The organism is Neobacillus kokaensis, assembly GCF_014656545.1.
Taxonomy (GTDB): Bacteria; Bacillota; Bacilli; order Bacillales; family Cytobacillaceae; genus Neobacillus; species Neobacillus kokaensis.
In genome coordinates this window covers 97,245-109,397 of record NZ_BNDS01000004.1, presented here as the reverse complement: position 1 = coordinate 109,397, position 12,153 = coordinate 97,245, and the positions used below count along the sequence as shown (strand labels likewise).

Annotated in this window: 7 protein-coding genes; all 7 read left to right on the top strand. The window is 37.4% G+C overall.

The genetic code is table 11. The features are described from left to right. The first annotated feature begins 73 nt into the window (after positions 1-73). The 7 genes from IE222_RS06815 (at position 74) to IE222_RS26685 (ending at position 12,062) form a co-directional block, all read left to right on the top strand. Positions 74-2,371 (top strand): AraC family transcriptional regulator, encoded by a 2,298-nt coding sequence (locus IE222_RS06815; protein ID WP_191271068.1) that lies wholly within the window; start codon positions 74-76, stop codon positions 2,369-2,371. Positions 2,372-2,587: 216 nt separating this feature from the next. Continuing rightward, positions 2,588-3,559 (top strand): ABC transporter permease, encoded by a 972-nt coding sequence (locus IE222_RS06810; protein WP_191271066.1) that lies wholly within the window; start codon positions 2,588-2,590, stop codon positions 3,557-3,559. An 11-nt stretch (positions 3,560-3,570) separates the two neighbouring features. After that, positions 3,571-4,467, top strand: a complete 897-nt coding sequence (locus tag IE222_RS06805; protein ID WP_191271064.1) for a carbohydrate ABC transporter permease — start codon at positions 3,571-3,573, stop codon at positions 4,465-4,467. Positions 4,468-4,544: 77 nt separating this feature from the next. Then, complete coding sequence (locus IE222_RS06800; protein ID WP_191271062.1) at positions 4,545-6,200, top strand: extracellular solute-binding protein; 1,656 nt, start codon at positions 4,545-4,547, stop codon at positions 6,198-6,200. A gap of 87 nt (positions 6,201-6,287) precedes the next feature. Beyond that, on the top strand, positions 6,288-9,395 hold the full coding sequence (lacZ, locus tag IE222_RS06795) for a beta-galactosidase, LacZ type (protein WP_191271060.1): 3,108 nt from the start codon (positions 6,288-6,290) through the stop codon (positions 9,393-9,395). A gap of 29 nt (positions 9,396-9,424) precedes the next feature. Continuing rightward, positions 9,425-11,800, top strand: coding sequence for a glycoside hydrolase family 95 protein (locus IE222_RS06790; RefSeq protein WP_191271058.1), 2,376 nt, complete (start codon positions 9,425-9,427; stop codon positions 11,798-11,800). A gap of 133 nt (positions 11,801-11,933) precedes the next feature. After that, positions 11,934-12,062 carry a hypothetical protein gene (locus IE222_RS26685; protein ID WP_275671444.1) on the top strand — a complete coding sequence of 43 codons (129 nt, stop codon included), beginning with the start codon at positions 11,934-11,936 and terminating at the stop codon, positions 12,060-12,062. Positions 12,063-12,153 lie beyond the last annotated feature (91 nt).

Below are 12,153 nucleotides of genomic sequence, written 5' to 3'. Positions count from 1 at the left end.
GATTATCACCTTTACTGTTTGCAGACTATTGAGAAACCGATTATGCTAACAAAAGCGGAAGGAAGGGGAAATAATGTTTGCAAGGCTTGAAAAAATAAACATTTTTAGAAAGTTTTTATTATCATATATATTAATTCTCGTCATTCCGCTTTTGGCAAGCGTTATTGTTTATAAAGTAAGTATTCATAAATTAAAAGACTACGCAACGGAGAATAGTAAAAACTTATTGAATCAAACAAAGGACATTATTGATCAAAAAAATGAGGAGATTGAAAAGTTTGTATTTCAAATGTCGTTGAATCCTGATATTAATCAATTAATGTATCGGAAATCGAAAAATGATATCAATTTTGGGTACGAGGCTTACAAGGTCCGTAATAGCCTACAACCATATTTGTATACAAACAAATTATTTAGTAATTTTTATATTTATTTTAATCAAATTGACACAATTGTATCTCCTAAATCATCATATGTTCGAACGAAAGACTTTTATAATACTCATGTCTATGAGGGACTAGGTTATGATGAGTGGAAAAAGACCATTCATCAAACCTATCTCTCAAGATATTTTATGCCAGCCACAATGGTGAAGATTGGAAAAGGAACAAAACCGATTATTACATATGTTCAATCACTTCCGTTTAGTGAGAAAGGGAACCCGAAAGCTAATATCGTTGTCATGATTAATGGTGCGGAAATCACTTCTATGCTACATAGAATTTCTTCACAATATGATGGTGCAGCATTTATTGTTAATGAAAAAGGGGATTTCATTATCGGCGACAACATAAATGATAAGATGATTATGTTTGATAAATCGAATGGTAAAATCAAATTGAAGAATCATGATAAGAAGTTTATGTATATTGAAACCAAGTCCAACAATAATAAATGGACATATGTCGCAGTCCTCTCCAAAAAGAAACTATCAGCTGATATTAGTTTTATGCAAACCATTAGTATTGTTATCGCTATTATTACCATTATTGTCGGATTATTAATGGCACTGCTTTTTTCATATAAAAATTGTATTCCATTAAACAGGCTTCTTGGAATGATGAAGATTACAGATGCAAGAAAAGTAACAAACCCTTATGATTTTATTCATAGCAACGTGGAGGATATCATTGCTAAAAATGATACGCTCAAGGAGCAGCTTCAAAACCAACTTCCTATTATGCAAGATTCGGTACTTCGAAAACTAGCTATTGGGGAGTTAACTTCTACAAAAGAAGCCCAAGCATTAATTGAACAGGCAAATATGCCATTAAAAGGGCACTACGGTTATGTTGGAATCGTGCAAATTATTCATCTTTTGAATGAATTGGATAAGGATATGTTAGATGAAATGAATGTAGCTCAAATATACATTCAAAATGAATTAACAGATATATTTTTAGGTGACGTTCTACATTCAAATATTGAGAAAGACCAAGTTCTATTTCTTTTGTCTTTTGAGAAACAAATATCTCCACAAGAAACGAAAAATGTAGAAGAGACCCTTAACTTATTAATTAATCAATTAGAAAAGAAATATAGCCTGAAAGTCAACATTGGTCTAGGAAGCCAGTTTGAACAGGTTTTGGATATTCATCAATCTTTTGAGGAAGCTAAGGGGAGTTTGCCGTTTATTCAAGCAATTCATCATAAAGGCTCTTTATATAGATTTAAGCAAAAATATAAGGAAGATACTGTCGATTATTACTATCCTGTAGAGTTAGAACTTCGTCTTATTAACGCTGTTAAAAGCGGAGAAATAAATGAAGTTAAAGAGATATTTGATAAAGTTCTTATAGAAAATATTGAAAACAGAGCATTATCTTATCAAACAGGTAAACAATTATTTGCATCCTTGAAAGGAACAGTGATAAGAATTTATTTGAAAAATACACAATTGAACCCAGTATTAGTCCAAAAAATTCGCAACCGATTAGAAGAACTCTATTCGATAAAGGGATCTTTTGGAGAAAATTTGAAGCGAATAAAAGAAATTTTGATAGAAGTTTCCCAGTCCATTTATGAGAGTAAGGCCGTAGGTAGGCATCAGGTCATTCATAGAATAAAAGAGTGGATTAAAAAGAATTACCAAGATCCAGATTTATCTTTGTATAAGATTGCTGATGCGGTTGGGCTTCCCGAAAAAATGCTTCCATCCATTTTTAAGGAACACGTTGGAGTGAATATATCCGATTTCATTGAGGATGTACGCATAAGCTTTGCCAAATCAAAATTAATTCATTCCCAGGATTCAATTGAGGAAATTGCTTTGCTTTCAGGGTATAACAGTGCCCACTCTTTTCGACGTGCCTTTAAACGAAATACCGGCTCATCCCCATCGGAATTTCGAAAAATGTTAAAAGAAGCGTGATTAAAATAAGCTTACAATGAATTGTACCCTATTATTTTAGTGTACGGTTGCCTAACTTGTACCGAAAAAACCCTTGATAATAAAGGGTTTTTTTGCTGTACTTCGGGATAAAATCGCACCTTTTTAATTTTTCTAAATTCATTTATGATAGCGATAACATTAAAGTTTCAAATTTTACTATTGTGATGTAAGCGTTTAATAAAATGGGGGGGTTATATGAAAACAGAAGTCATAAATCAGCAAGGTATTGAGAAAGCAGGGATTAAAACCCTAGCTGTATCAAAGCATTCCAGATGGAAAAAAATTAAGAAGCACTGGCAATTATATTTTTTAGTTGTCATCCCACTAGCCTTTTTGATTACCTTTAAGTATGTTCCGATGGCTGGGATCGTCATTGCGTTTAAAGAGTATAGTGTGGTAAAAGGAATTTTTGGCAGCGACTGGGTGGGACTAAAGTATTTCAAGGACTTTTTTCAGAGTCCGAACTTTTCTCTCTTATTAAAGAATACATTAGGCTTGAGTATTTACGGATTAATAGTTGGGTTTATTTGTCCCATTATATTAGCATTAGCGTTAAATGAAGTCCAAAATGCCCGGTTCAAAAAGTTCGTCCAAACAGTTACATATGCACCATACTTCATCTCAACTGTCATTATGGTATCAATCATTATTTTATTTTTATCGCCCAATGCAGGATTTGTAAATAATATTTTAGGCTTATTTGGAATAGAGCCGATAAATTTTTTAGGAAATCCAATCTATTTCAAATCCATCTATGTTTGGTCAGATGTGTGGCAGAACACAGGATATGCGACAATCATTTATTTAGCGGCTCTGGCTGGCATTGATACACAATTGTATGAAGCGGCTAAGGTTGATGGAGCAAATCGCTTTCAAAAGATTATGAACGTTGACCTTCCAGGAATATTTCCTATTATCATTGTCCTATTAATTCTTAATGTAGGAAGCATCATGTCGCTGGGGTTTGAAAAAATCTATCTATTACAAAATCCATTAAATACGAATTCTTCTGAGGTAATTTCGACATACGTTTATAAAGTCGGATTGCTTGGAGCAAACTTTAGCTTTGCATCTGCAGTTGGATTATTTAACTCGATTGTTAACTTCATATTAATCTTTACTGCTAACAAAATATCTAAACGATTCTCATCATCAAGCTTATGGTAGGAGGGAAGGATATGACGAAAACAGGAAATACAAGAATTAAAGAATCAAAAATTGATCGCCTTTTTATAGGAGCTATTTATGTATTTTTAGTTCTCATTTTAATAGCTGTTTTATATCCGCTTATCTATATTGTGAGCGCTTCATTTAGCAGTGCATCTGCGGTAACATCCGGGAGTGTTTGGCTGTGGCCGGTAGAACCAACACTATTAGGATACACGACAGTGTTTAAGAATCCGCAAATTCTTCAAGGGTTTTATAATTCGCTGTTTTACACTGTTGTTGGAACCTTTATTAGTGTAAGTATCACGATTATGCTTGCCTATCCGCTTTCAAGAAAAACATTTTATGGGCGAAAATTGATCATGATTTTACTGGTTTTTACGATGATTTTTGATGGGGGATTAATACCGTTGTATTTGGTTGTAAAAAGTTTGCATTTAATTGATACAATATGGGCACTTTTACTCCCGTCCGCATTAGCGGTTTTCCAAGTGATTATTGCTAGAACATTCTTCCAATCTACGATACCGGATGAATTAGTAGAAGCAAGTGAAATGGATGGCTGCAGCGATATTGGATTCATCCTGAAAGTTGTCCTGCCGTTGTCCAAACCGATTATTGCAGTTCTTGTCCTCATGTATGCGGTGATGAAATGGAATATGTACTTTGATGCATTGATTTATTTGAAATCCGAAGAGCTATATCCATTACAGCTCATTTTACGAAGCATCTTAATTTTGAATACTGACCCATCTGCAAATATTGAAGATATATTGAAAATGCAAGGATTGAAAGAATTAATGAAGTACTCATTGATTGTTATTTCAAGTTTACCAGTTTTGGTGCTGTATCCATTTGTTCAAAAACATTTTGTAAAAGGCATGTTAATTGGATCTGTAAAAGGATGAAGAAGAAGCAATCCAGCTAATACCAGAGGACGTTAGAAAAAATAATATAACGTTAAACAAACAAAGGAGAGGGTCAAATGAAAAAGTTATCAACTAGTTTCATGCTTTTAGTTTTAATGACGATGCTTTTCGCCGGATGTGTTCCTACTAAGAAAAGTTCATCCGAAGGTTCAAAAAGTGAAAGTCCAGATCCAAACGGACCAATTGAAGTTTCCATTTTCACCCCGAGTATATCGTATGATCCAGTTTTTGACAGGGATAAAAATGAATTCACAAAAATGGTTGAAGAGAAATTTAATATCAAAATTAATTGGCAATTTGCAAACCAGGATGCAGCAAAAGAAAAACGTCAATTGTCTCTAGCCAGCGGAGACTATCCAGATGCATATTTGCTTGTTGCATGGTTAGATAATATTTCTAAAGTGGAAGCCCAAAAGTATGGGAAAGAAGGTGTATTTCTGCCATTAAATAATTTAATAGAAAAACATGCGCCAAATCTCCAAAAATTAATGACAGAAGTCCCTTATATGGAAAAAGGAATGACTGCACCGGATGGTAATATTTATGCTCTTCCTCCAATCAATGAATGTTTCCATTGTTCAAGATATGGGAAGATGTGGATAAATACGGACTGGTTGAAAAAATTAAATTTAGAAATGCCTAAAACAACGGAAGAATTTAAAACAGTATTAGAAGCATTTAAAAATAATGATCCAAATGGAAACGGCAAGAAGGATGAAATCCCATTAAGCGGAGAAAGTACCATGTTAGGGGATGATCCAACGATCTTCCTAATGAATGCATTTTTGCCAGATAATGGTAAGGATTATATAAATGTACAGGATGGAAAATTAGTGTTAGCTCCGATGCAGCCAGCTTGGAAAGATGGGTTGAAATACATTCATTCTCTTTATAAAGAGGGGTTAATCGATCAAGGAGCATTCACCCAAAACCCGGAGGCGTATAAGCAGTTAGGTACTCCTAAAGGGGATGAAGTCCTTGGTGCTGGTGCAGCAAGTCATTTAGCAATTATATCTGATATAGCTTCTGACAAATCAAAAGCATTCGATGTTGTCCCACCGTTAAAAGGTCCTGAAGGTGCTCAATTTACACCTTCTGATTATGGTAATATCAATAATTTCACGTTTGCCATTACGAATAAAGCAAATGGGAAAAAAGCCGAAGCATTAATTAAGTTAGCAGATTTCTTATATACTGAAGAAGGAACCATGATGACAGCTAGAGGTAAGGAAGGCGTTCATTGGAAAAAGGGCGGTCCGGATGATATTGATTTAACTGGCAAACAAGCAAAATATGCCATCATTCCTAGCGACCCTAACGAGAAAGAGGAAGACAAGGTAGAATATGGCTGGGGAGAAAGAGGTCCTCTGGCACTAACTAGGACACTTAGGGACTCCATTGCTGCAGAAACAGATGAGCTGTCCTCAAAGGGCTATGAAAGAAGATTATATAATGCAACACTAAAATATGAGGGATTTGAACCGAAGGAACAATTTAATTTTGAAGCGGCATGGGTTGATCCTAAAAAAGCAGACGAAGTGAATCTGTTAAAAATCAATATTAATAAATACATCCAAGAAAATCTTGTTCAATTCGTGACAGGTTCAAAGAACATCGATAAAGACTGGGATAAGTACGTTGACGGTTTTAAAGCATTACAGGTTGACCGCTATCTAGAAATCTATCAAAAAGCGTATGATGTCGGAAAGTAATACTTGAACATTACAAAAAAAGAATACACTTAAGTTTTATTCTGGCGTGTATTCTTTTTTCTTTTGAAAAGGGGGATGATGTCCAATATGTTAAAAGTGAAAGAAAAATTTGTTTATACACCACCTAAAAACGGGTATCCGGAGTGGAATAATAATCCGGAAATTTTCCAGCTCAATTGTTTGCCTGCACATGCTACGAGTATGCCGTTTTTGTCGGTGAAAGATGCAATAACATTAGATCGATTGGAGTCTTCGTTCTGTAAATGTTTGAATGGGGAATGGAAATTTTCATTTTCAGAGAATCCGGCAAATCGAAATCCTGATTTTTTTAAAATGGGATTTGATGAATGTGAGATGAAACCGATTCAAGTTCCTTCCCATTGGCAATTTCAGGGCTATGATTATCCGCAGTATACGAATGTCCGTTATCCATGGGAAGAGCAAGAAGTTTTAAAGCCTCCCTTTGCACCGACAAAATATAATCCCGTAGGTCAATACATTACATATTTTGATATCCCGAAGGATTGGGGAGATCAGCCGGTATATATTCATTTTGCAGGGGTGGAATCCGCTTTTTACGTGTGGATAAATGGCGATTTAGTTGGTTACAGTGAAGATAGTTTTACTCCTAGTGAGTTTGATCTAACTCCTTATTTAGTAGAAGGAACGAATAAACTGGCGGTAGAAGTTTATCGCTGGAGTGATGCCAGTTGGTTAGAGGACCAGGATTTTTGGCGATTAAGTGGTATTTTCAGGGATGTATATCTGTATACCACACCGCTAGTACATGTTTCGGATTATTTTGTACGTACAGATCTAGATGAAAATTATAAAGATGCAGAACTAGTTGTAAATATGAAAGTATCGAATTATGGCAGTATGTTTGAGGAGCCTGTTACTATCGAAGCACATTTAATTGATCATACAGGCTACAAAGTATTTAGCGAGGTTATGGTAGAGCGACATATACAAACAGTAGAGGAAAATGAGTTATGCTTTTTAAAAAAAATATCTTCTCCCCTCCTGTGGAGTGCGGAGCAGCCAATGCTTTATACATTTGTTATTACCGTGAAAACTATAGATGGTTCGATATTGGAAGCGCAAAGCTGTAAAGTGGGCTTTCGTAAATTTGAATTAAAGGATGGCCTGATGCTGATTAATGGCAAAAGGATATTGTTTAACGGTGTAAATCGTCATGAGTTTTCTCATCTGCGCGGTCGCTCTGTCACAAAAGAGGATATGCTTCATGATGTCATCGAAATGAAAAAGCATAATATTAATGCTGTGAGAACTTCTCATTATCCAAACCATCCCTATTGGTATGATTTATGTGATCAATATGGTTTATATGTAATCGATGAAACTAATTTAGAAACGCATGGTACATGGTCTTATGGTCAGAATCAAATTCAAAATGCCATTCCGGGAGATAAGGAAGAGTGGACAGCCAATGTGATCGATCGCTGTCATTCCATGCTGCATCGGGATAAGAATCATCCGTGCATTCTAATTTGGTCGCTCGGAAATGAATCTTTCGGCGGAACCAATTTTATTAAAATGAAAGATCATATCAAAAAGGAGGACCCAACTCGCCTTGTTCACTACGAAGGGGTAGCCCATTATCGTGCTTCAAGTGAGGCTTCGGAAATTGAAAGTATGATGTACGAACATCCTTCAAAACTCGAAGCCTATGCCCTAAGTGCAGAAAGCAGTGAAGTGCCGCTGAAGCCATATATTATTTGTGAGTATGCACATGCAATGGGGAATTCTGTAGGAAATCTCTATCAATATACTGATCTATTTAATAAGTATCCAATTTTACAGGGAGGTTTTATTTGGGATTATAAAGATCAAGCCATTCAAACCATCTCTGAAACCGGAACACCGTATTTAGCTTATGGGGGAGATTTTGGAGAATCGCCGAACGACGGTAATTTTTGCGGCAATGGCCTGTTATTTGCAGATGGGTCTTTAACACCTAAAATCTTTGAAGTAAAAAAATGCTATCAGCCAATTGATGTCCGAATTGAGCATGATGTATTTACCGTCATCAATAAGCACTTATTCACTGACGTAAACGAATATGAGGCAAGGTGGACCATACTTAAAGATGGGGAAGAGATTGCGAGTGAAAGCATAAGTATTTCCTGTAAGCCGCTATCATCTACATTGATAGATCTTAAAAATGTATTGTCAAAATATGTAATGGATGATCATGAATATATTATAACTATTAGTTTTCACACTGTTAAAGATAGCCTTTGGGCTCAAAAGGGTTATGAAATAGCCTTTGATCAATTTGTTCTAACAAATCGAATCATTGCCCAGAGAGTACCGAGCATGTCTATTAAACGTATTGAAAAGACAAACGATAATTTGAAAATTGAGGGTGAAACATTCTCCGTTATTGTAAGTAAAACATCAGGATTCATAACTTCTTTCGTAAAACAGGGTGTAGAGATTTTAGCTGAGCCAATTGTTCCGAATTTCTGGAGGGCTCTTACCGATAATGACCGTGGGAATAAATTAGGTGAGCGTACAGGAATTTGGGAACAGGCGGGAAAAACGGCCGTTTTGCAACAGATGGATGTAGAGGAAATGGATAAAACGGTTCATATTAAAACCGTACTTCAATTACAAACTTCACCTGCTTCAGTTTGTAGTATTGATTATGAAATAACTGGAGACGGAGAAATTCATGTTGCGTTTGAACTTCAGCCTGGTGATGGGTTGCCGGAAATTCCTGAAATCGGGATGATCCTGCCTTTAGTCAAATCGTTTGAGGCTATTTCTTGGTACGGAAAAGGTCCTCATGAAAATTATTGGGACCGTGAAAAGGGGGCAAAAATTGGCCGCTATGTATCGACAGTGGAAAATGAGTTTACACCATATCTAAAACCACAAGAAAATGGGAATAAAATCGGAGTCCGCTCGTTTGAAATTGGGGATGGCCGTGGAATAATCCTCCGTGTTTCAAGTGATTCATTATTAGAAATTAATGCAGGTGCCTATTCGGCAACAGAATTACAGGAAGCAGCCCATACGTATCAGCTGCCTGAAAGAACAAAAACGTATTTACGCGTAAACCATAAGCAAATGGGGATTGGCGGAGATGATTCTTGGGCTGCAAAGACCCATCCGGAATTCACTTTATATTCTGATCATACTTATCAATATTCATTTACCTTACACTAATAAAAAAGTAGAAATGGGAGATTTATTAAATGAATCTTTTAACCTATAGGAAAGCGGCAAAGGGATGGACAGAGGCTCTCCCGCTCGGAAACGGCAGAATTGGTGCAATGCACTTCGGAGGGGTGGAGACAGAACGATTTCAGTTAAATGAGGACACATTGTGGTCTGGCCCGCCGCAAAGCAATAAAGAATACAACGATCAAGCATCTTTAAAAAGGGTAAGGCAGCTGCTCGATGAAGAGAAATACGAAGAGGCCAATGACGAGACAAAGAATATGTTTGGTCCGTATACACAAAGCTATATGCCTTTGGGGAATTTATTCATTCAATACCAGCACGGTGACACAGCACAGAATTATCATCGGACACTTGATATTAAAGAGGCAATCTCCAATGTCAAATATACTATTGGAAAAATTGACTACACAAGGGAAGCGTTTATTTCACATCCGCATGAAGTATTAGCTGTCCGGCTGACCAGCTCTGTTCCCAAACAATTAAACTTGATAATTTCATTGGATAGCTTATTAAAATATAAAACTTCGGATATATCTGACGGGTTAGTTTTACAAGGGGTTTGTCCTGAAAGATGTGATCCTGTTTATTTTCATGAGAACGAACAGCCTGTTATTTACGGTGAGTTTGGTGAAACAAAAGCGATTCATTTTGAGGGAAGGCTGGCTGCTGTTGTTGAAGATGGGCAAGTGGAATCATCAAAAGGGAATCTAACGATCCAGCATGCAACAACAGCCGTTTTATATTTTTCTGTTGCGACATCTTTTAACGGGTTTGATCAACTTCCGGGAACAGATTTCGAAGAGTTAACGTTTAAAAATGCAGCCATTCTTTCAAAGGCAATGAGCATATCCTATGAGCAGTTGAAAGAAGCACATATTCGGGACTATCAAGCACTTTATAACCGGGTTGATTTTTCTTTGGGAAGTGAAAACCTTGAAGCGGCGCTTGATACGGATGAAAGAGTCCAAAAAAATGGTGCGAATGATTTAGCAATGGTCGAACTATTATTCCAATATGGACGTTATTTGCTAATCGCCTCTTCAAGGGAGGGAGCGCAGCCTGCGAATTTACAAGGGATATGGAATGACTTAACTCGCGCCCCATGGTCATCCAATTATACCCTGAACATTAACACGGAAATGAATTACTGGCCTGCGGAAGTAACAAATTTATCCGAATGTCATCGTCCGCTGTTACAGGCAGTCAAGGAACTTTCGGTAACAGGCGGGAACATGGTTAAGAAGCGGTATGGGTTAAACGGCTGGACTGCCCATCATAATACTGATTTGTGGAGACATGCTGATCCTGTTGGTGGAGAGCGCCACGGAGATCCAAGCTGGGCTTTTTGGCCAATGTCGGGTCCATGGCTGTGCCGTCATTTATGGGAGCACTACCTATATTCACAGGATAAAGTGTTTCTTGCAGAAGAAGCTTTTCCGGTCATGAAAGGTTCAGCGCAATTTTGTTTGGAGTGGCTAATCGAAGATGAAAATGGTTATTTGATTACATCGCCGTCTACATCACCGGAACATCATTTTTACTTTGCGGATGGACAGGCAGGATCCGTTACGAAAGGTTCAACGATGGATCTGCAAATTATTTGGGATTTATTTTCAAACTGTTTGGCAGCCGCAGCGGTACTTGAAATTGAGGATGAATGGATTCATCAAGTAGGTTCAGCAAAAGAGCGGCTTCATCCTTTACAGATAGGCAAGTATGGTCAATTACAAGAATGGCTCATGGATTTTGAGGATGTTGAACCGCATCACCGCCATGTATCCCATTTATATGGTGCCTACCCTGGGGAACAGATTGTCGATGGTCCGTTTTTGGAGGCTGTCCGGCAAACCTTGAATAGACGCGGAGATGCCGGAACGGGCTGGAGTCTTGGCTGGAAGATGTGTCTATGGGCTCGCCTCAAAGATGGGGAGAGAGTGAATGCCCTGCTGTATCAATTATTTAATATTGTTTCAGCACAAAGGGAAGTTTTTGTCGGGGGAGGATTGTATCCGAACCTCTTAGGTGCTCACCCGCCTTTCCAAATTGATGGGAACTTCAGTTATACAGCTGGGGTTGTGGAGATGATTGTTCAGTCACATAAAGGATTTGTTGAACTTTTGCCAGCTCTACCGTCCACCTGGTTAAAAGGTACATTATCCGGTGTCAAGGTACGCGGCGGGTTTGAGTTAAGTGTATCCTGGGAAGGGATGCAGGTAAGTTTAGTGGAAGTAATTTGCCATGCAGAAAACGTCATAATTTTAAAATCTAGCAAAACTGCTGTAGTGCGGGAAGATGGAAAAGATGAAAGGAAAATAGAACCTGTTGATGGATTTATTTCATTGACGATGAATAAAAATCAAAAAGTTCAGCTTCAATTTGAAAAATAAGAAATATATGGATTTTAATAGAGCCCCGATAGCCCGAGTGAGCGCACTTTTTAGTTTTTTGGTCAATGGGGAGTGGTTCCATTGCCCAAAAGAGCGCACTTTTTAGTTTTTCGGTCAATGGGGGAGGGTTTCATTGCCCGAGTGGGCGCATATTTTAGTATTTCGGTCAATGGACGAGGGTTCCATTGACCGAATGAGCGGATTTTTTGATGTTTCGGTCAATGGGGAGTGGTTCCATTACCCAAAAGAGCGCACTTTTTAGGTTTTCGGTCAATGGGGGAGAGTTTCATAGCCCGAGTGAGCGGATTTTTTGGTGTTTCGGTCAATGGACTAGGGTTCCATTGCCCGAATGA

Excerpts from the sequence above, each read along its gene's own strand:
- IE222_RS06800 (WP_191271062.1), top strand. The coding sequence starts at position 4,545 with ATGAAAAAGTTATCAACTAGTTTCATGCTTTTAGTTTTAATGACGATG.
- IE222_RS06810 (WP_191271066.1), top strand. The coding sequence starts at position 2,588 with ATGAAAACAGAAGTCATAAATCAGCAAGGTATTGAGAAAGCAGGGATT.
- IE222_RS06815 (WP_191271068.1), top strand. The coding sequence starts at position 74 with ATGTTTGCAAGGCTTGAAAAAATAAACATTTTTAGAAAGTTTTTATTA.
- lacZ (WP_191271060.1), top strand. The coding sequence starts at position 6,288 with ATGTTAAAAGTGAAAGAAAAATTTGTTTATACACCACCTAAAAACGGG.
- IE222_RS06790 (WP_191271058.1), top strand. The coding sequence starts at position 9,425 with ATGAATCTTTTAACCTATAGGAAAGCGGCAAAGGGATGGACAGAGGCT.
- IE222_RS06805 (WP_191271064.1), top strand. The coding sequence starts at position 3,571 with ATGACGAAAACAGGAAATACAAGAATTAAAGAATCAAAAATTGATCGC.